Origin of the sequence: Paenibacillus sp. J45TS6 (assembly GCF_018403285.1) — a bacterium.
In the GTDB taxonomy this organism is placed as follows: Bacteria; Bacillota; Bacilli; order Paenibacillales; family Paenibacillaceae; genus Paenibacillus.
The window spans coordinates 85,174-106,397 of record NZ_BOSJ01000003.1 but is presented as its reverse complement, the minus strand read 5'-3'; the positions used below and the strand labels follow the sequence as shown (position 1 = coordinate 106,397).

Below are 21,224 nucleotides of genomic sequence, written 5' to 3'. Positions count from 1 at the left end.
TAAGTTATTTTTATGAAGAAAAGCTTGATTAGCCAATCATCTTTGCTGCCCGGCTAACTATAGTGATCTGTTTACCACATACAGCCGGCTGGATTGTTCAAAGACTAAGCCTGGTTCTAGTGCAATAAGTCCGATTTCCTCGTTTGATTTTCCTGTTACATTCGGTGCATTGACGAGATTCATCTGCGGTTCTGGGCAGAAAAATTGATTACTCGCATTGTTGTTCCAGATCATCCAGTGCTTGTATGAAGTACCTACGTCATAAACAAGGGTATCTCCTGTTTTTGTGTTCGTAAGTTCCATGTAGTTACGTCCATTCTGAGGCTCAGAAGTATAGTGATTATCCATCGCTTCAAAATAAGGATTCACTCCTTCTGTCTTTAAGAGTTCTTCCTCATTAGATAAAGTCTGAATGTTGCCTGTTGGCAAACTTCGACCATTTAGCTCATAACGCTGACCAATCGTCGCTTTGACTTTGTAGTCGCAAGCTTCGCTTGTCTCATCAAATGGCGCCTTAATTGCCGTGTGAAAAGCTAGTAAATTAGGCATGGACTCCTTACCTTCATTTATAATAGTAACTTGCTGCTGAAGTCCTAGCTCGCTGAGTGTATAACGAAGACGGATTGTATATTCAAACGGGAGATATTTATAAAATTCATGTCCTTCTCGTACAATCTGTTCGACAACAACATAGCTCTCCTGCTCATTTGTACCAAAACTTACGACCTGCCATGGTATGTAGTGCATAAATCCATGCAGATGATTGCCCGTTGCTTCTTCATTAATTGGCAGTTGATATTCCTTACCGTTCCAAGGAAACTTACCATCCTCGAATCGATTTGGTGGAAATAGTACCGGAATTCCATATACTCCTGGGTTCTCTTTTAATTCCTCTGCGTGATCTTCACCCGGTTCTCTCAGATAGCTATGACCTCGCTCTACATCACGAAAAGAAACTAGATTCCCACCAATTTCCGGGATCATCTTAGCTTCATAAGGGCCTGACTTCAAAATAATAGCAGTATAACTTCCGTAAGTTCCTTCATATGCCTTATTTGTTTCTTGTACCATCGTTTCTTACGCCTCCTATATGTAGCGCTTTCATATCTAGTATGAAGCAAGGTTGTTCTCTTGACGAATATATCATGTTCTACAAATAAATTCTATCACAGAGCCTTCATAGGAACAATGAATAGAGAAGGCATCTCATAAAGAAACCCAATGAAGCACTCCTCCTGAGAAGTGCTTCATTGGTTATTAACCTCAAAGAATATTATGAAGCAAGTTCTGCTGCTTTTTCTGGAGTAATTACTCCTTTGTAGATCTGCAGTTCGTCAATCATACCTTTGAAAGGAGTATCCCACCAGTTTGTACCTAAACTGAAGGTTGCATTATTATCTGTAAAAATATCAGGGAAGCCTTTACCCGTATATTTCGCTACCCCATCAATATATACAGTAACTGCATCACCATTCACCGTAAATGCATAATGAGTCCACTTTTGAAGCGGTGTTTTCACATCTGTTATGGCATCGTACCACGCTTCACCTGACCACAACATTGCGTTATTTTGGGCTCCGTCATGTCCCATCGGCAGCATGCTAATCCAGTTTTTATTCGACTGTGCTCCGAAGAACATGGGAGTGTAAGGCTTCAGTTCATCTGCATATACCCACATTGTAACGGAATAGCTGTCACTTGAAATGAGCCCGCTCGGAAGAAGTATCCCTGACTTCCCGTCAAAAGCGGCTGCTTTCCCTTTTACCCCATCCTTATATGTGATTGTTCCCCCATCTGGGTTCCCAATTTTATCTCCGATGACTGTTCCGGTTTCAAAATTGCCTTTGGTATCGTTTAGCTCATCCTCAAAAGAGAATTCAGCCGTAAGTTCAGCTGGTCCTTGTTCCTGCTTCGGTAATTCTTCTGCTAATTTTGCAGCTACTTCTGCAGTAATAGCCACATTGTAGATGCGGAGTTCATCCATCATCCCTTTGTATGCAGTATCCCAGAAGTTAACACCTAAACTGAATACACCATCATTTGTAGTAAACACATCTGGGAAGCCGGAGCCTGAGTAAGCTTCTTTTCCACCCACAAATACTTTTACAAATCCGTTATCAACAGAGAATGCAATATGTTGCCACTGATTTGTACGAATTCTTGATCCGATGGATGCATTATACCAATTCTCACCAGACCATAGTGTTGTCGTATTATCTCCTGCTTGCGGTACAAAGCTGATCCAACTCTTGTTTGATCCACCAAAGAAAGTCGGCGTATACTGTGTGATCTGTGTAGGCTTCAGCCACATAGATACGGAATACTCTTTCCCTTCAATTAAACCATTCGGAAGCTTGATACCGGATTTTCCGTCAAATATAGCTCCGTTTCCTACGACACCCTTATCAAAAGTAATTGTACCGCCTGTATTATCAATACGATCTCCTGTTGTGAGTCCTTCACCAAAGGAACCGACTGAAGCGGATAGATCATTTTCAAAAGAATACTGCGCGTTTAAACCATACGAGACATCAACCGGTGCTACAACAATATGAAATGTTTTCGTAACTACGGCATTGCCCTTCGTGATGGTAGCCGTCAGTGTTGCTGTCAGGTTCGGCTCACCGACTTCTGGAGGATTCACTTCTCCCGTTGTAGATATAACGCTTGGATTCGAAGTTTTCCAAGAGATCTGAGTGTTGCGTGCTCCCTTTACAGGAAGGGTAAGATTAGAGGAAACATTGGATGTATTCCCTAATGTAAGCGCCTGCTCCACATCCTTCACAACCTCTTGATCTGTTTTCTCAGGCTGGCCGATCCCCCAGATCGTTTCTCCCGCACTTGAAATGGCCGTAAATGTCATCGTTTCCTTCTGCAAAGTTTCGTCCCATTGTTTCACGAAAACTCCATCGTAATTGACTCCATCCACTGTTAGCTCTGCATAATAATTATTTTTTAATTTCCATGTACCGGTTACTCCTCCGGTGATTTTGTGATTTTTGTTCAGCGTAATATCAACTGAATTAGTGATCTCTCCGGAATAAGCTAAGCCATGATTAACAAATTTATATTCACCTGGAATATCTTTTGTCTTCAGTTTCGTAAGAGACTCGCCCACATAGCGATTAGCAGCTACTACCGGCCAACCATCCTTATTCCTATACATTTGGTGAACACGAAGCTCGTGGGCTTCTCCTTTTTGCGGGAAGCGAGCATGGAAGAACAAGAATTGTTTACCTGTCTCTTCATCGTAGTACACCGAGTTGTGACCAGCAGATACATAGCCATAACCTGTACCTGTTCCCGGATCACCTATCTCTCTCTTGAAGAGGAAGTTACCGATCATCTTAATTCCATAAGTTTCATTTTCCGCGCCACTTGGCAATACTGCATTTTTCCCTTCAGCATCCACATACGGACCGTCTGGATTCTTCGATCTGAACTGTCTCATATTGTATCCGCCGTCAGCCCCAAGCCAGCCGTAAGTAACCGTTAAGTAATAGTAACCTGTCTCTTTATCATAGACAATAAATGGACCTTCTCCAGATTTCGTATAACCGCCGGCAATTTTCGTACCAAAATAACGATCAATGATTCGTCCATCTTTCGTGGTTCCATCTTCTCCTGGATAAATCGCTTTCCCCGTTTGCGGGTCCAGTTCGAGTAAGAAAATACCGCCTGACCAAGAACCATAGGTCATCCACAGCTTACCGTCTGTATCATAAAATAAGGTGGAATCAATCGCGTTAGGATACACGGTGTTATTGAATGATCCGTCTGCTTTAAACCATTGTTCATTTGGACCGCTCAAAAGCTTCTCGTCAACCAATGTTTTGATATTCGTATTTGTCCATTTTTTATTGACTTGACTATCTGTATCTTTCGCATCGTTTTTGGTGAAACCAGAGTAAACAATCGTGTCTACATATTCATAAGGTCCTTCGATGTTCTGAGATACTGCATAACCAATCGCGGAACGAATATAGGTGGATGATGCACTGTAATACATCATATAGGCACCCTTTGTGTTGTCCTTATTGATGTAATTTTCGTTCCAGAACACGTCCGGTGCCCATACGGAAAAACCGCCTTTACTATCCGAGTCATTTTCACCAGCCCAAGCGAATGAAACCTGCAAATTTTCTGAAAGATTGCCAAACAGAACGTTATTAGGGGTTGTATATCCATTCGTAAACGTTGTCCAGTTCATCAGATCAGTCGATTTAGCTGCCTCAATATGAGATCCGAATACATAATATTCTTTCCCATCTTTAATGATTGAAGGATCGTGGACCGATACATTTGTAAAGGTTGGAGATACCTCTTTATTTGACGTAGTACTGCTTGCTGGAAACCCTTTCAAATCTACAGACGGTGAAGCACTTTCTTGTTTACCGCTTCCCTTTGTGTCCTGACTGTCTGCATAGGCAAAAGCCGGTACAAGCAAAGCAAATGCGAGAACCATAGCTACATATTTCGATAAAGTTCTTTTCACATTAAAATCCTCCCTATATAGTATGACAAGCATGTTTCTCTTTACTTTGTAAACGAATACAATAAACCAGCCACTGAATGGCTTCTTCCTTATCCACCACCTATACCGACCATAAACCACGCCCCATTAATCGCATTGTTAACACATATCCTAACTAGTTAATATTTTTATTCTAACGTCATTTGCCAAATTCCGTCAATGCTACAATTTATTTAAATGAAAAACAAAGAACCCCTATCTACCAATAGAAGCTAACAAATATATGAATTATTTTACTTGTCTATTAATTAATGGTTCTATATACTATATAACCTGGATTATATTTCTATAAAAGGAAGGTAGATACGATGTTGCGTATTGGAACACCAGAAGAAGCAGGAATGTCCGCATCCAAAGTAGCTTATGCTAACACCTATGCGAAGCAGATGGTTGACAACAACATTACCCCTGCTGAGGTCATATTTGTCGCAAGAAAAGGGATCATTGTCTCACACCAAGCTTTCGGAACTCTCACACCAGCTGCCGATTCCCCACTGTTAACGACGAATGCTTTATTTCCCTTGTGCTCGATTACTAAAGTGTTCACTGCTGCTTGTATTATGATCCTGGCCGAACGAGGGCTCATCGGTCTTAATCGTCCGGTGACTGACTACATACCTGAATTTCAAGGACTCGGAAAAGAGAATGTGCGAATTCATCACCTGCTTACTCACACTTCAGGAATCAATCCAGAAGACGTATATACTTACGCGAGAGGGGATGGTTCAACGATTCAGATCCCTCCTTGCGAAGAATCAGAAGAACCTTATTTTCATGAGTACCTCCATAGGAGATACGGCGCTCCTTTATCCAGCAAGCCGGGTGAAATCATGTCTTACCTTGGATTTGGATATGATTTACTTGGAGAGATCATACGGAGAGTCAGTGGAATTTCCTATCCAGACTTCGTGAAGCAAGAACTATTTGAACCGCTTGGGATGAATGACTCTTATTTCAAAGTCCCCCACGCAGAACGTCATCGCATTGTGAAAAGATCGCCCGAAGACCCATGCGCAGAATGGCTCGAAACAGACGAGATGATAGAATCGGTCTCCCCTTCCGCAGGTATCTTCAGCAATGCCATGGACCTTGCCATCTTTGCGCAGATGTTTCTCAATAAAGGGTCGTATGGTGATCAGCGAATCCTCTCTCCCATTTCCATAAAAGAAATGACAAAAAATCATATCCCGGGAGTTTCCTCCGTCTACAGAGATGAGACTTTTCCAGAAGCGAGCTGGGGATATGGCTGGAGTATTAATGGCAATAAAAAAGATGGCGGAGATTTATTTTCGCAAGAAGCATACTCTCACTGGGGAGCAGCCGGTGTATTTGTCGCAGTTGATCCGGTGTATGATATTCTATTGATTCATTTTACGATCGAACGAGATTTAGAGAAGCCTTTCAAAAATATGTATACAGATCACTTTAATAATGTTGTACTCGCTGCCATTGAACAGTTTTAATTTCATTACAATAAAAATAAAGATATCCCGAATTATAGGATATCTTTATTCGTCATTTCATGATCTATTAGACGTATTTCCCTTGTCTCGGTAGGGCAAGCCGGTCAAAGTCCCGAGCAAGACGATCCAATTGACCTCTAAGTTCTGTACTTGCCATCATATGACCATGTCCCGTAATGGCAAGCTCTGGCTTAAGATCAGCAAGCGTCTGAACAGAATTTTTAGCAGCATCCCAGTCGGTAGTGAAATACATTGGAGGTCCATGGAGTTCTTTATCCTGGAAAATAACATGCCAGAGCGATTCTTGCTGAACGGTGATGAACGCATCACCTGCAATGAGTGCCCCATCCTTCTCTCGGTACAAAGAGATATGACCTGGAGAATGACCCGGTGTAGCAATCCATCGCCAATCTGGAGCGTACGGTACACGATGATCGGAAGGAAGCGCATCAACCCGATCATCCAGATGAATCGCTTCGTTGGGAAAAATAAAGGATGTACGAGCTAGTAATCCTCCGCCAACCGTAGGATCCGCTGGAGGGTAATCCGTTAGACCGGTTAGATAAGGTAATTCTAACGTATGCGCAAATACGGGTGTTCCCCAGTGCTGCTCCAGTTCAATCACATTACCCACATGATCGAAATGTCCATGGGTTAACACAATCGCTAAAGGCGGTCCATCAAAGCGTTCTTCTGCAATTTGAATAATATCTTTCGCGAAGCCAGGCATCCCTGTATCGACTAGAATCCATTGTCTAGAACCTGGAGTTCCGACAAAAAGGACATTAACAAACAATGTTCGCAGACACAATAAATCGGGTGCAACCTCTTCTAGAGCCGTCTTGCCTTCCGTTATCAGATTATCAGATGCCATGCGACGGATACCTCCCATTCTTATTGGAATGCCCCCTATGTGCAATCAATCATCTGTAGAATTCCCAAGTTCCCAGAAAATATGTGCTTTCGCAAGAAAAATCTCACCCTACTATCTATAGTCAGCATGTCATAAAAATAGAACAACCATTCATGTTTAGACAAGCTCTGCGATTTTCCCTGTGCTTTATTCAGGAATCGAATCAATCGCCGCGTCTAGAAGATCATCATATAAATCATCATCTTCTTCAAGCCTTGCATCCAGCTGTAAAAATTCTTCCTCTGCTCCCGGTTCGCCCGCAAAATGCAGACTATAATCCCAATCCTTACCGTTCTTGCTGAAGAAAGAGATCTCATATTCTGTCTTGCTCTCTCCTATAGTAAATACGGTATGCCCTAACCAATGTTTCTCTTCGTCCCTGTGCATGGAAGCGCTGATTATGTTATGACTCACTTTTTTCTCTCCTTGTAATCCTGATTTCTTTTTCCCTAAAAACCATTTGCAATAGTTCATTTTTACCACTTATATTGTACAATAATAAAATAGCTTTGCGAAAGAGTCTGGATTCACTCATCCGGGCATGCTAATCACATCGCTTTTTTAACCTAAGGTAGATAAAATATATCATCGCGTGTGAAATGGAGGAACTTTACAATGTCTGATTTTGCTCAAAAACTAAAAGCTTATGCTGAACTCACCATTAAAGTGGGGGTAAATATCCAGCCTGGACAAGCGCTTATTGTTCATGCTCCTGTTGAAGCAAGAGAATTTGTACGTCTTATCGTAAAAGAAGCATACGATACGGGCGCTAGTTACGTAAAAGTTCAGTGGAACGATGAACAGATTACTCGTATGCAGTATGACCTAGCTTCCGATGAAATATTTGAAAAAGAGCCAAAATGGTATGCAGGCGAGATGACAGAAATGGTGGAAGAAGGGGCTGCTGTCCTACATATCCTGTCCGAAAATCCAGATTTACTTAAAGGTGTGGATCAAAATCGAATTGTTGCTGCCCAGAAAGCTCGCGGCAAAGCGATGGCCAAATATCGTGCATATCAGCAAGCTGATAAATTCAGCTGGTGTCTGATTGCCGTCCCTTCTCCAGAATGGGCTGCAAAAGTATTCCCGGATGCCCCAGAACATGAACAAGTATCTCTGCTTTGGGAAGCTATCTTTAAAACGGTACGTATTGGCGAAGCCGATCCTGTTGCTGCATGGCAGAAGCATATTACTACACTTGAGAACAAATCAAAAGTGCTCAATGAAAAGAAATATAAAAAATTACACTACATCGCACCTGGTACAGACCTTACAATTGAGCTTCCTGAAGGACATTTGTGGGCCCAAGGAGACAGTATCAACGAAAAGGGGCATACTTTTGTAGCGAACATGCCTACAGAGGAAGTGTTTACTGCACCGCTGAAGACGGGAGTTAATGGTACAGTAAGCAGTACGAAACCTCTCAGCTATGGCGGAAATCTAATTGATAAATTTTCACTTACCTTCGAGAATGGACGGATTATCAAGGTGACTGCTGAAGAAGGCTTAGAAGCCCTGCAAAATCTCGTTGAGATTGATGAAGGCTCTCATTATCTGGGTGAAGTAGCCCTTGTTCCTCATCAATCCCCAATCTCAGATACCAACATTTTGTTCTATAATACACTGTTTGACGAAAATGCATCTAACCACTTGGCTATCGGAAGCGCCTATGCCTTTACCTTAGAAGGCGGCAAAAACATGAACCAAGAACAGCTTGCAGCAGCGGGACTCAACACAAGTCTGACACATGTTGACTTTATGATTGGTTCTGCAGAAATGGATATCTACGGAATTAGCGCTGACGGCACAAAAGAACCGATCTTCCTAAAAGGAAATTGGGCGTTTTAATTAGTCAGGGTGTAGATTCTTTATTCAAAATGTACTCTATTAAAAAGGTTGCCCGGGGTCTAATAATTAGACCAAAGGCAACCTTTTCATTTTTCAAACCAAAGTTATGGTTTAAGTATCACCTTCAGACAGTTCTCTTCTTTTTCCGAAAACACTTCATATCCACGCTCTGCATCTTCCAGGTTCATCCGGTGCGTGATAATATCGGTGGGATCAATCTTACCTGCTTTAATTTGCTGATAAATTTCCGGAATAAAATGGATCACAGGAGCCTGTCCTGTACGCAGCTGGATATTACGTTCAAACAGATGTCCTAGCGGGAACATATTATAATTAGCACCGTACACCCCGATCAACTGAATGGTACCGAACTTCCTAACCACTTCCGTCGCTGTTCGGAACGCGCCTAAGGAACCTCCCTGAAGCATAAGGGCTGTTTCCACTTTTTCGGCAGCCGTTCGTTTTGCATCCATTCCTACACAATCAATAACTACATCAGCACCACCATGTGTAATTTCCTTCATGTATCCTTCAAAGCCTTTGATCTCTTCGAAATTAAAAGTTTCTACATGATTTGTCCGTTTCGCATGTTCTAAGCGATAGTTAATATGATCTACAGCGATAACCCGCTTAGCGCCTGCCTGCCAAGCAAATTTTTGGGTAAACAAACCAACGGGACCACAACCTAATACGATTACGGTATCTCCCGGCTTAACCCCTGCATTTTTCACACCCCAATACGCGGTCGGTAAAATATCCGAAAGAAAGAGCAGCTTCTCATCTTCCATCTCTGCATCTTCCGGAATTACAAAAGGCATAAAGTCTCCATAAGGGACACGTAACAGTTCTGCCTGTCCACCTTGATAACCCCCATAAGAATCCGAGTAACCTAGCAAACCGCCGGTATCTTTAGCCTCGTTTGAATAATCACACTGACTTTCCATCTCATGTTTGCAAAAATAACATTCTCCACATGAAACATTAAAAGGAATAATTACCCGATCTCCCTTTTTTACATGTGTCACATCGCTTGATACTTCCTCTACAATTCCCATTGGTTCGTGACCAATAACGTAGTCTTTGTGCATACCGGGAATAAGTCCATTATAAATATGAAGATCAGATCCGCAGATCGCTGTTGATGTAACTCGGACTAGAATATCTTTGTTGCCCTGCAAAGTAGGATCTGCCACTTCCTTTACCTTCACTTTTTTCTTTCCTTGATAAGTTAGTGCCTTCACTTCCTTCACGCTCCTTAATACATAATTAAATTTTTCCAATAATTCCTTGTGCTTATATAGTAACCATCACAGCTGAAACGAAACGAAAAATCGAAGTTCGCGACATTTCAGTTCTTTATTTAAGAGGTTTTCACATAAACATGGAAAGATGAGTCTGAAAAGCTATGAGTAAGAAGTTTAAATTTATAGAGAATATTTTCAATTTATAGTAAAATAATGGAATACTTGTTTGACAATAGAGAGATGTAATAGAGAGGGGATAATCATGTCTACCCGGATCCAACTGTTGTTGGCTGCGGACTATAATGATCTTGGCGAATCCCTACAGAGAGAGATCTACTATGAATACTATCAGATGATGTACGGATTTATCGTATACATTGTAAAGGATCGCTCTGCAGCTGAAGACATTATTCAGGAAGCATTCATCAAAATCATCAAAAACAAACCCGAATTCGAGAACGAAATCAAATTAAAAGCTTGGTTGAAAGTAGTAACTAAAAATACAGCAATAAATTATTTAAGAAAAAACAAAAAATATCGTAACCTTTTGGATGCTGACAGTGTTTTCTTAGATGTAGAGACCGTACAACAAACCTCTGTATCCATCGAATCGATGGTAGAGACCAAACTGATGCAGGAATCCATAGAGCGCTATATGGAGACGCTGAAACCAGAGTACAGATCTCTCATTGAGCTTCGCTGGAAAGAAGGCCTTAGTTATCGTGAGATGGCTGAACTTCTTGATCTTCGGGAAGATGTAATCAAGCAGCGTCTTTTCAGAGCCAGAGAAGCAATTAAGAAACTCCTGAATAGAGAGTGGGGTGCGGCTAATGAGCAGCGAAAAGTCCGGTAATCAGTCTGCTGACGATTCAATTAACATCTATGACAGGGAATTTGAAGATGTTTTTGACCTTGCTTTCGAAAACGCCGCTGCTGCCTCCACCACAGTAGATAAAGAGAGTATGGAGGCATCCTGGAATAACATACAAAGTGAGCTTCAGAAGATCCGCAAACGAAAACGCAGGTCAAAACGATGGCAGCTTGGAGGAGTCGTTGCCGCTTCCATTATGCTTGGTGCTACGATTTTTAGTGTTCCTGCAGGACTTCAAGCTAACACGCTGTTTGTTGAAAAGCTGGAGAAGATTGGTGACGACTTTATACTAAGTTTCACGGGTAAGGAAAAAGAAGAGGAAAATACAGGAGCTTTAACAGCCCCTCCGCCTGAAATTTCTACTCCTCCCCCAATAGAGGAAGAAACGGGGCTGCCTGAGGGAACTACAATAAAGAAATATGATCTAGAACGAGTTACGGTCTCAAGAGAAACTGCTATAGACGGCGCTACTTTTGTCTACCATGATTTCGAGGTTCCATTTACTCCGGATCGGAAAGAGTACCAGCTTTTAATAGATCAGAATAACCCGATTGACCCTGATCATATCTATCATTCAGAAGAATTGACGCTTGAATATTACAAAGGTAATGAAAATCCACTAACAATCGAAATGTATCAAAGGTTTAAAGAAAACGATGATACATCCTTCCACATCGGCATTAATGGAGAACCGGAAGAAATCACGCTTGAGGATGGAACTACTGCTGTATTCTATGACGCTGCCACTTTATCTGAATACGATCACCTGGCTTATCGGAACAATCTTGTATTTATCATTATTACAGGTACCCTTGGAAAAGAAGATTTAATTGCCACTGCGAATGCAATCCAAGCTAATAATCGTTTTGAACTGAAGCCTTAGTCATACGTTACTATTCAAAAAAGCCCAGTACATGTACTGAGCTTCTTTCTTTTATGTAGAATTGCAAATGCCAAGTAATACGTTATTTTAACAGACGTGATGGACTTGTGTATGTCGCTTTTTCAATATCTGAACCTACTCTCACGGTATGTGTGGATACCACCCGATAGTAATAACCAGCACTTGCTGCAAAACTTTCATTAAGACTCACTGTCTTTGATGTGTTCTTAGAAGAAGTTTTACTTGTAACTGCAACCCATTCCTCCCCTGTCCAGCGCTGTATGGCAGCATCGATTCCGATAAAATCCGCAGTAACGGATGCTCCCGTATTACCAATAACAGAACCTTTCCCGCCACTGGAATACGAAACATCACTGGTATAAGCACTCAAATACTTATAAGTCGCTTTGACCTGGGCCGTATCTTCTGATGGCGGTTTTGTAGTCAGTGCACCTTCTTCTTTTACCGGATCAGCGCTAGCAGCACCAGCAAATCCTAAAGATAGTACCAACACAAGCAAACATAGAACATGAAGTTTGGTAACGCATACATTCTTTTTCATAGTCTCCCTGCCTCACTTTATAATATTAACGTGAATCGGATCACGTTTCATTATATAACGCAGCTGACACGGATTATGTTTCAAATAAAGTAAATATTTTACACAAAAGACCGTCTCCATCAGGAAACGGTCTGCATGGTTTTCTTTTTTATTATCTCTAAGCATATTAGCTCACTGCTACACTAGATGGCAAGCCACATGATGACCCTGCTCAATTTCTCTAAATAGGGGTATTTCAGAAGAACAACGTTCGACTGCAAAAGGACAACGAGTGTGAAATTTGCAACCGGAAGGTGGATTCATGGGAGATGGGATATCTCCTTTCAGTACAATTCTTTCTCTCTTCAGCTTAGGTATCGGAATAGGTACAGCGGACAACAAAGCCTTTGTATAAGGATGTAGTGGGCGAAGAAATAGATCATCTCTTGTTCCCATCTCCACCATAGAGCCGAGATACATCACTCCGATGCGATCACACAAATGTTCAACAACACTTAGATCATGAGAGATGAATAGATAGGTGAGGCCTCTTGAGACTTGCAATTTTTTAAATAAATTAATGATCTGTGCCTGAATAGAAACATCAAGAGCAGATACCGGTTCGTCCGCTATAATGAGTTCTGGGTTGAGGGCAAGGGCTCTCGCAATTCCGATCCGCTGACGCTGCCCCCCGGAAAATTCATGCGGAAATCGATCATAATGATAAGCAGATAAACCGCATGAAGTTAACACCTCTGTAACGACTTCACGTATCTTATCTTTAGGTACAAGCTGATGATCTAAGAGTGCTTCACCAATGGCATCTCCCACGCGGATCCTTGGATTCAGAGAGCTATACGGATCTTGAAAGATAAGCTGCATTTTAGGTCGAAGCTGTCTTAATTCTTGCGGTGATAGAGCATACAGGTCTTTTCCTTGAAACCGAATCTCTCCTGCCGTCTTGTCATGGAGTCGTAAAATGGTACGTCCCACCGTACTTTTTCCGCTCCCAGACTCACCTACGAGACCAAATGTCTCGCCCGGATACAAAGTGATATTTATATCATCTACTGCTTTTACATACCCTACCGTTCGGCCCATAAGCCCTTTTTTTACGGGAAAATACTTTTTTAGTGACTTCACTTCAAGTAGTGCTTCAGACATGAGCGGCCACCTCCTCGTATAACCAGCATGCCGTTTTCTGTAGTGGAGCTACTTCTTTCAGTTCCGGTTCATTCGTTCTGCAGATCGGCATGCAGTGTTCACAGCGATCACTGAAGTAACAGGATTCCGTGAGCGTCAGCGGATTTGGTACTTGTCCCGGTATAGAGTAAAGTTCATCCTGCCGCTGATTAATAACCGGCTTAGACTTAAGAAGTCCTTGTGTATAAGGGTGTTTGGGAGAACGGAAAAGCTCAACCACTTCGCCCTCTTCCACTACTTTGCCGGAATACATAACAACAACGTAGTCAGCCATTTCGGCAACCACACCCAAATCATGCGTAATCATCAGAATCGACATGTTAGCATCTTCTTTGATTTTACGGAGCATTTCGAGAATTTGGGCCTGAATGGTAACATCAAGAGCTGTTGTAGGCTCATCAGCAATAAGGAGTTTTGGATTACACGAGATTGCGATTGCAATCATAACACGCTGCAGCATTCCTCCGCTCAGTTCATGAGGATAAGAATCTGCGATTTGCTCGGAGCGAGAGATGCCAACTTCTTTCAAGAGTTCAATCGCTCTTTTTTTAGCGGTGTCTTTTTTCATTTTTTTATGAATGATCAGCGGCTCCATAATCTGTTCACCGATCTTCATTACAGGATTTAAACTCGACATGGGCTCTTGAAAAATCATCGTTATGTCATTACCACGAATGGTTCGAAATTCGTTTTTGTCCATTTTTAGCAGATCTTGGCCTATAAAATTAATTTCTCCATTTACCACTTTGCCCCCAGGTTCCTCAATCAAACCCATGATGGACATGGCAGTTACACTTTTACCGCATCCCGATTCTCCAACAATACATACGGTTTGTCCTTTAGGTACCGTAATACTCACATCATCTACCGCTCTTACGGGTCCTTCATCTGTGTAAAAATGTGTCTTCAGGTGATTAATTTGCAGTAACGATTCCATTTGGTGTTCACCTACCTCTTCTGTTTGGGATCAAGCACATCACGTAATCCGTCCCCAAATATGTTAATGGCAATGACTGTAATAAAAATAGAAAAACCAGGCGGCATCCAAAGCCATGGATGCTGTTGAAAATCAATTAAGTTATTCGCAGCATCAATCATATTTCCCCATGTTGGCGTCGGCGGCATAACACCTAATCCAAAGAAGCTCAGCACCGATTCACTTAGAATCGCACCGCCGATACTTAAGGTTGCCATAACAATAAGAAGCGGATAAATATTCGGCAATAGATGATGGAACAGTTTTTTTCGATCCCTGAGTCCGAGGACAGTCGCGGCATGCATAAATTCTCTTTCTCGTAAGCTGAGCATCTGTCCCCTCACCATTCTGGCGAGTCCCGGCCAATTGACGAGTCCAAGCATCAGCATAACCACGTACATTCGGTAATCTGGGGGTATTTTCCATTCTGATAAAAGCGCACCGACGATAAATAACAGCGGAAGGCTCGGAATCGTTAGCAGTAAATCTGCAATTCTCATAATGAGTTGGTCTACAAATCCTCTATAATATCCAGCTACTGCCCCAAGCGTCGCTCCAATTAGAACCGATAACATCATGGAGGCTAGCCCTACTGTCAGGGATATACGTCCTGCCTGCATCACTCTAGTAAGTACATCTCGTCCTAAGTTATCTGTTCCGAGCCAGTGTTTTGCATTCGGTGCTTTCTTCATCTCCAGCATATTGATTTTGTTATCTGCGTAAGGAGAGAATAACGGACCTAAGAAGCAGATAAGAAACATCAGGATCACCACAACAAGACCAAAAATTGCTAGTTTGTTACGCAGCAGTTTTCGAACGGATTGACGCCATAAAGATGATCTATAGTCCACTCCAGGCCCTGTAGTTGTTTTTGTAGCTCCGCTAATTGATGACATTCGATCCACCCCTTAATCGAGCTTGACACGCGGATCTGCAAGTCGATACAGCAGGTCCGACAACAAGGTGCCAAGGACAGTTAAAATCGCGATAAATACAGTAAAACTCATCAGCAGAGGATAATCACGCAAAGAAAAAGACGACATATAGAGCTGTCCTATACCCGGCCAGTTAAAAATCTTCTCAATAATTAACGATCCGCCAAATAGTCCGGGAAGCTCAAAACCGATGAGAGTAATCGCCGGAAGCAGAGCATTTCTGAGAGCATGTGTGAAGAGCACTTTACGTTCAGTAAGCCCTTTAGCTCTCGCTGTTCGGATATAATCCTGTTTGATTACATCAATCATGTTACTGCGGATATATCTTGTAAGTGAGCCGATTCCAAGCAGTGTCATGACAACGACAGGCAGTGCCATATGCTGAATTACTTCTTTGGCATAAGCAAGACCGGTTGCATTACTACCCGTTGTTGTCATTCCGCCTGGCGGAAGCCATTTCAGGTCTACGGCAAACATCTTGATTAAATAAAGTCCAATAAAAAAGGACGGAATCGACATCGCTGCAAAAATAATCAGCATGACTACGGTATCAAACCAAGAATACTGTTTGTAAGCGGAAATGACTCCAATCACAACGGCAATGAGCCATGTGAAAAAAGTCGACACGGCGGCAAGTAGGAATGAATTCCATATATATTCATTAAAAAGAGTTAGCACGGGTTTTTGTTGCGCTAGCGAATAACCAAAGTCGCCTTGAAGCGCGTTTTTAATCCAAATCACATAGCGATCAAGCAGCGGTTTATCAAGTCCATATAACTCCCGCAGCTCTGCTTTACGTTCTGGGCTTAGCTTGATATTACTCGACACATAATCTCCTGGCGTAAGAGCATATAGACTGAAAATAAGAAATGACGCAGCTAGCAAAATAACAAGTATGTAGGTAAGTCTTTTGACAAGGTAAGTGCTCATGTTATGCTCCTTATCTGTTAAAGCTTATGTCCGCCTAGGGATCTAGGACGGACATAAGCTAACTTTTTAATTCTAACCCAATGCTATTGTTCTATTTTCCATTCAGGCAATGATTGTGCAATGCCTTTGTAAGGGCTGATACTTACGTTCGTAAGTCTTCCATTGTTTGCATATACCGATTTCCGATAAGAAGTAAAGATAACCGGGAGTTCATCATTCAGAATTTGATACAATTCTTGATACACCGCTTTACGTTCTTCCGTATCTACCGTAGCTAGACCTTTTGCATACAATTCTTTTACTTTCGGATTGTCGTAACCTGGCAATGAACCATCGATAAATTGGATAACGCCATCAGAAGGATCTGTCAGCATTGGCGTTGAGAATGCAGCCATATCGTAATCTTTACTTTCTACTTTTGACACTAATGCGTTAAAGTCTGCAAATACTTCTGGCTGAAAATCAATACCGATTTCGGCAAAATTCTCTTTGGCTACCGCGATGAAAATATCAGTTGCCGGGCTTTTGGAACCAAGATAGTGAATGGATAATTTTTTGCCGTCTTTCTCTCGAATCCCATCTCCGCCTACAGTCCAGCCTGCTGCATCAAGAAGTTCCTTCGCTTTTTCTGGATTATACTCGTATGGGTTAATTCCTTCTTCGGTATAAGACCATGAGATCGGAGCTGCTGGAATATTAGCTACTTCACCGGCTCCTTGATTGGCATCTACATAAATAGCTTGACGGTTTAATCCGTGAGTAATAGCTTGGCGCACTTCTTTTTCTTTCATCTGTTCATTCTCAAGATTCAATTGGAAGTATCCATATGTGCTTGGTGTATAAGGCAGGATATCGACATAGCCGAGACCTTTTAATTTATCGATGTTTTCCTGTGTTGCTGTATAAGAAGCAAGATCCACTTCGCCTGTTTCAAGGAATTGCCATGTATCACCCTGAGAAGTTTTATAGATAAAACGTTCTACACTTGGTTTTCCTTTCAGATAATGTTCATTTGCTGTGAAACGAACCTCTTGTCCTGGCAAGAATTTCTCTAATATGTAGGGTCCATTACCCAGCGGAGCCGCATGTAGTTTTTGCAAATAAGTAAGTTCCCCAAATTTATAATCCTTACCGTAATAGGCTTTAGACAGCACGTTACCGCCGAGATTTAGAAGAGCAGTTGCATTGGGTTCCTCAAGCGTTACTGAAATCGTATAAGGATCAATGATGTTAATACCTTCGATGCTGTCTGCCTTCCCCTCTTTATAAGCAAGACCGCCTTTCACTTTCATCAGTGTAATATCGGTATCGCCATCGTAAGCTTTGTCATGCAGAAGCGTCCAAGTAAATGCAACATCTTCCGAAGTGAGCGGTGATCCATCACTAAACGAGCCTTTTTCAGGTAAATGGAATGTATATGTTAATCCATCTTCAGAAACCTCATAACTTTCCGCATAATCTGCTGCAGGGAGTCCCTCAGCGTCCGAAGTAATAAGAGATGTGTACAAAAGGGAAGCAACGTTACCGTCATAACCGCTCTGTGAGAAATAAGGAGTGAACGATCCGCTTGGATCGGTGAGTCCCACAATAACCGTGTCTGTTCTTTGTACAGCCGTTTGAGGTAATTTGCTGATATCTGATGCAGGTATCTTTTCCGTTAACAGGTTCGTGGCAGCAGGAGCTTCACCTGACGGAGCAGTGACTGGTGTACCTGTGCCCGTATCGGCAGGTGAAGCACCTTCTCCTGAACATGCAGATAACAAAAGCGAGCCAGCAAGCAATAACGAGGAAGCATAGACGATCTTTTTTTTCATAAAACATCTCTCCGTCTCTTTATATTTTTTTGTAACTCCCTTACAAAACACATGAGTAATAATTCCGATAAACTAGGTGTGTTTTTATTGATTAGTCATTATTATAGAAACGAATTGCAGTTCTGTAAATAGAGAACCAGTTAATTTTATGTATTTTTTTCAAATTTTTATCTTTTTCTGAAAAATAAAACCATCAAACCCCTTATCATACAAGGAATTTGATGGTTTTCTAATTTTTTAACTTTCTATGTAATTTAGTAAACTTTGTTCCACCTGACGCAGCGCATGCGATCTGATGCTATATTCGATCAGATTCTCTCCATCAAAATGAGCATATAGAAGTCCACTACTGCGCAGTTTTGAAATATGATCATGTGTAATCCCCTTTGAAAGCTCTAAATGCCTGACAATTTCAATAAAGGATCGCGGTCCTTGGTGCAGATACTTAAGTATTTTCAGACGATTTTTCTCCCCGAGACTACGAATCACTCGCAAATCATGCGGAGGAATAACGGAATCATCCCCAAGATAAACAGGCGCTGCATAGTGGCAGACAATCGTATTTCCATAATGCCAAAATATATGCAGCGGCTGAAAATGGTACTGCGGAATGAGCACAATTCGGAAAAGACTCTCCGTTCTATCAAACACGAGCCCTCGAGTCGTTTCATCGACTAATGAATCTACCGATTTATATTCTTTTTCAGCAAGTCGAACTGTATATTCTGCTTGAAGAGCTTTACACACCTCAGGACTAAGCTGTTTGAAATATTGTTCATTCCATTCGTAAAATAGTTCCTTATACCTCTCTTTAAACCTCTTCATTTCAAAATCAGGAACTTTAAAATTCCAATCTTTGCAAAGAGTAACGAAATGGTCAAGCAGATCTTTGTCTGATGTATTTTCTAAAAAGGTTATGTAATCTTCAGCAGTATATATGTCTTCTTGTTCTAACAGCAGATAGGCGTACTTCCATTCTTCATCCATTTGCCATTCGTGCAATAAAGAACTGTACTCTGTAGTCAGCATACTTTGAGTCTCTTTGACCCACCTCGGTGAGAGTTCAATCTTTTTATGTGATTTGCGACAAATAAAAGTATGAAGACTGTTCATAAATTCATATACGGGTTTAAACCGAAAGGTAATATCATAACTCATAGCTTCACACTCCTTCGTACCCTATATTATAACGTTCGAAGGAAGTATGGAATAGTAAACGATTTATAAGATTTCTTTATATAAGGTAGCGAGTTACGTACCCGTTTGCTCATTTGTATCCTGCTTAGGGGACAAAAGTATTCGGGAAATTCGTAGATGTTCGATCTCTTCGATAACATACTTAAAGCCCGCTTTGATAATATATTCCCCTTTTTGAGGAGAGGAAGATCTTAATTCAGAAAACAGCCAGCCCCCAATCGTATCATATTGATTGTCGTCCAGACACAGCTCAAAATGCTCGTTTACATCTTCAATTAACATTAATCCATCAATAGAATAGACGCCATCACCCAAATATTCGACAAGCGGCCGTTCATTATCGAACTCATCCTGAATTTCACCAACAATTTCTTCAACGATATCTTCTAAGGTTACAAGTCCAGATGTTCCGCCATACTCGTCAATCACAATGGAAATTTGCGTCTTCGATTCCTTCATTTGTTTCAGTAAAAGGTCAATCGAGGTGGATTCCGGGATACTCAAAACAGGTCTGATTGCCCTTATATAATCCTCCATTCCCGACATAAATAAATCTTTGATATGAACGAATCCAATGATATGATCCTTATCTCCATGGCATACTGGATAGCGAGTACGCATCTCTATACTTGCCAGCCTCAGATTTTCATGGACACTCCATTCTGTGTTGAGGCATATCATTTCTGTACGTGGAATCATGATTTCCCTTGCTGTCCTTGAAGAGAATTCCAGAAGATTTTGGTTAAGTAAAACACTTTCCTTATGATCTAGTGTAGAAATACTTACAGGAGAAGAGGACCCTTTTTCACTTCTTTTTAACCACAGTTTGGAAATTATACTGCCGCAAACCATATATTCAATAACAAAAAGAACCACAAAAACAGCAGTAACGATGCGCGATATACTTCCTACAGCCATCATTCCGGCTGCAATTAGCGGTAAAATCATTCCTGCTCTGCATAAATAGATATAGATTCGCACATGTGCTCGCAGATGCAGTCCAGCCTTATCAAAGGCAGATGGAAACGTATTATTTATGAGTCTCAGCGGTTCCGAGTCTGGAGCAAGAAGAACTAACTGATTCTGAAAAAAACCAAACATGGCACTGATCAGTGAAAGACCTGTCATCATCATGAATAGCTCTATAGCCGGTAAAGGATCAGCCAAATGATTGTCCTATCCACCTGAAAATTCAGTGAATAGGTTCACCTCCTTTTATCCCTCTTTGTCTGTGATCTTGATAATATATATGAGGCAGAGCCCAAAATAAGTGCTATAAAAAACCGCAGGGTACACAAAAAAGATAAATTGTGTACCCTGCGGCTTACTAATGCATTATGTGTTTTATTAGGGATTATGAGAAAACGTCCATAATCCTAAGTTTTACCGCCGAGCAGTAGGCGGTGCATATGGATATTCATAATTCAGCGGTTCATCAAACGTAGCATAATCAAAGTTCACCATTAAAATGATGATACGTTGACCTGTATTTGGATCACTAATGATAATATGATCACGCCCTGCTGCTTCTAGTACTCCTTTAAAGATCTTTGCATTCCACTCCCTGTTTCCTTCATAAGTGGCGTAAAAAGTCCCAATCTTTCCGAGATTCAACCTGAGAATATTCTCGATAAAAGATTGTTCGGTAAAAGGGAGAGTCTGCTGAATAACTGCCCCCCCTGGAGTCATCACGCTTCCACTGCTCACTTCTGGAGGAACAACGGTTGTATTTGGCATCATAGGCATCATTGGCATCGAAGGCATTCCCATATTTCTCGGATCGTATCCAGGTCCCCCATTTCCAATCTTATATGTGACCGGTTGGTAAGGCTGGTTAAACATAATTAAAAACCTCCCTGATTTTAGATAGAT

17 protein-coding genes and 2 pseudogenes are annotated in these 21,224 nt (G+C 41.5%); 4 read left to right on the top strand and 15 right to left on the bottom strand.

Translation table 11 applies throughout. The features are described from left to right. Positions 1-57 precede the first annotated feature (57 nt). The 3 genes and pseudogenes from KJS58_RS05565 to KJS58_RS05560 all read right to left on the bottom strand — a co-directional run. Entirely contained in the window at positions 58-1,071 is a 1,014-nt protein-coding gene (locus KJS58_RS05565; protein WP_213531262.1) for an aldose 1-epimerase, read from the bottom strand. A 202-nt stretch (positions 1,072-1,273) separates the two neighbouring features. After that, positions 1,274-1,729 (bottom strand): annotated as a pseudogene (locus tag KJS58_RS25390) (LamG domain-containing protein); the annotation flags it as partial. A 192-nt stretch (positions 1,730-1,921) separates the two neighbouring features. Further along, positions 1,922-4,465: pseudogene (locus KJS58_RS05560) on the bottom strand (LamG-like jellyroll fold domain-containing protein); the annotation flags it as partial. A 377-nt stretch (positions 4,466-4,842) separates the two neighbouring features. Here KJS58_RS05560 and KJS58_RS05555 point away from each other — a divergent pair. Next, complete coding sequence (locus KJS58_RS05555; protein ID WP_213531258.1) at positions 4,843-5,997, top strand: serine hydrolase domain-containing protein; 1,155 nt, start codon at positions 4,843-4,845, stop codon at positions 5,995-5,997. A 67-nt stretch (positions 5,998-6,064) separates the two neighbouring features. Here the strand turns inward: KJS58_RS05555 and KJS58_RS05550 are convergent, their stop codons facing one another. Next, positions 6,065-6,871, bottom strand: a complete 807-nt coding sequence (locus KJS58_RS05550) for an MBL fold metallo-hydrolase (RefSeq protein WP_213531256.1) — start codon at positions 6,869-6,871, stop codon at positions 6,065-6,067. Positions 6,872-7,057: 186 nt separating this feature from the next. Beyond that, complete coding sequence (locus KJS58_RS05545; RefSeq protein WP_249716938.1) at positions 7,058-7,324, bottom strand: hypothetical protein; 267 nt, start codon at positions 7,322-7,324, stop codon at positions 7,058-7,060. A 201-nt stretch (positions 7,325-7,525) separates the two neighbouring features. Between KJS58_RS05545 and KJS58_RS05540 the strand changes: the two genes are divergently transcribed. After that, on the top strand, positions 7,526-8,758 hold the full coding sequence (locus KJS58_RS05540; RefSeq protein WP_213531254.1) for an aminopeptidase: 1,233 nt from the start codon (positions 7,526-7,528) through the stop codon (positions 8,756-8,758). A gap of 104 nt (positions 8,759-8,862) precedes the next feature. On the opposite strand, the gene KJS58_RS05535 is transcribed toward KJS58_RS05540, so the two are convergent. Continuing rightward, positions 8,863-9,999, bottom strand: a complete 1,137-nt coding sequence (locus KJS58_RS05535; protein WP_213531768.1) for a zinc-dependent alcohol dehydrogenase — start codon at positions 9,997-9,999, stop codon at positions 8,863-8,865. A 265-nt stretch (positions 10,000-10,264) separates the two neighbouring features. Between KJS58_RS05535 and KJS58_RS05530 the strand changes: the two genes are divergently transcribed. Both KJS58_RS05530 and KJS58_RS05525 read left to right on the top strand, forming a co-directional pair. Further along, positions 10,265-10,855: an RNA polymerase sigma factor gene (locus KJS58_RS05530; RefSeq protein WP_213531252.1), complete on the top strand. Its 591-nt coding sequence runs from the start codon at positions 10,265-10,267 to the stop codon at positions 10,853-10,855. Next, a complete protein-coding gene (locus KJS58_RS05525; protein WP_213531250.1) occupies positions 10,833-11,756 on the top strand; it encodes a hypothetical protein in 924 nt (307 codons plus the stop codon). Before KJS58_RS05530 ends, KJS58_RS05525 begins: the two co-directional genes overlap by 23 nt. A gap of 82 nt (positions 11,757-11,838) precedes the next feature. On the opposite strand, the gene KJS58_RS05520 is transcribed toward KJS58_RS05525, so the two are convergent. The 9 genes from KJS58_RS05520 to gerQ all read right to left on the bottom strand — a co-directional run bounded on the left by KJS58_RS05520 (position 11,839) and on the right by gerQ (position 21,197). Continuing rightward, positions 11,839-12,318, bottom strand: coding sequence for a hypothetical protein (locus KJS58_RS05520; protein WP_213531248.1), 480 nt, complete (start codon positions 12,316-12,318; stop codon positions 11,839-11,841). Positions 12,319-12,495: 177 nt separating this feature from the next. After that, a complete protein-coding gene (locus tag KJS58_RS05515; RefSeq protein ID WP_213531246.1) occupies positions 12,496-13,461 on the bottom strand; it encodes an ABC transporter ATP-binding protein in 966 nt (321 codons plus the stop codon). Continuing rightward, a complete protein-coding gene (locus KJS58_RS05510) occupies positions 13,454-14,437 on the bottom strand; it encodes an ABC transporter ATP-binding protein (protein WP_213531244.1) in 984 nt (327 codons plus the stop codon). The genes KJS58_RS05515 and KJS58_RS05510 overlap by 8 nt, the downstream gene beginning before the upstream one ends. A gap of 11 nt (positions 14,438-14,448) precedes the next feature. After that, a complete protein-coding gene (gene opp4C, locus KJS58_RS05505; RefSeq protein ID WP_213531242.1) occupies positions 14,449-15,372 on the bottom strand; it encodes an oligopeptide ABC transporter permease in 924 nt (307 codons plus the stop codon). 12 nt (positions 15,373-15,384) lie between these two features. Beyond that, positions 15,385-16,341: an ABC transporter permease gene (locus KJS58_RS05500; protein ID WP_213531240.1), complete on the bottom strand. Its 957-nt coding sequence runs from the start codon at positions 16,339-16,341 to the stop codon at positions 15,385-15,387. A gap of 83 nt (positions 16,342-16,424) precedes the next feature. Continuing rightward, positions 16,425-18,155 (bottom strand): ABC transporter substrate-binding protein, encoded by a 1,731-nt coding sequence (locus KJS58_RS05495; RefSeq protein WP_213531238.1) that lies wholly within the window; start codon positions 18,153-18,155, stop codon positions 16,425-16,427. A 237-nt stretch (positions 18,156-18,392) separates the two neighbouring features. After that, a complete protein-coding gene (locus KJS58_RS05490) occupies positions 18,393-19,313 on the bottom strand; it encodes an ArsR/SmtB family transcription factor (RefSeq protein WP_213531236.1) in 921 nt (306 codons plus the stop codon). A gap of 93 nt (positions 19,314-19,406) precedes the next feature. Beyond that, the gene (locus KJS58_RS05485; RefSeq protein ID WP_249716936.1) at positions 19,407-20,519 is read right to left on the bottom strand and encodes a hemolysin family protein; all 1,113 of its coding nucleotides are present in this window, start codon (positions 20,517-20,519) and stop codon (positions 19,407-19,409) included. A gap of 216 nt (positions 20,520-20,735) precedes the next feature. Then, a complete protein-coding gene (gene gerQ / locus KJS58_RS05480; RefSeq protein ID WP_249716985.1) occupies positions 20,736-21,197 on the bottom strand; it encodes a spore coat protein GerQ in 462 nt (153 codons plus the stop codon). Between the last annotated feature and the right edge of the window lie 27 nt (positions 21,198-21,224).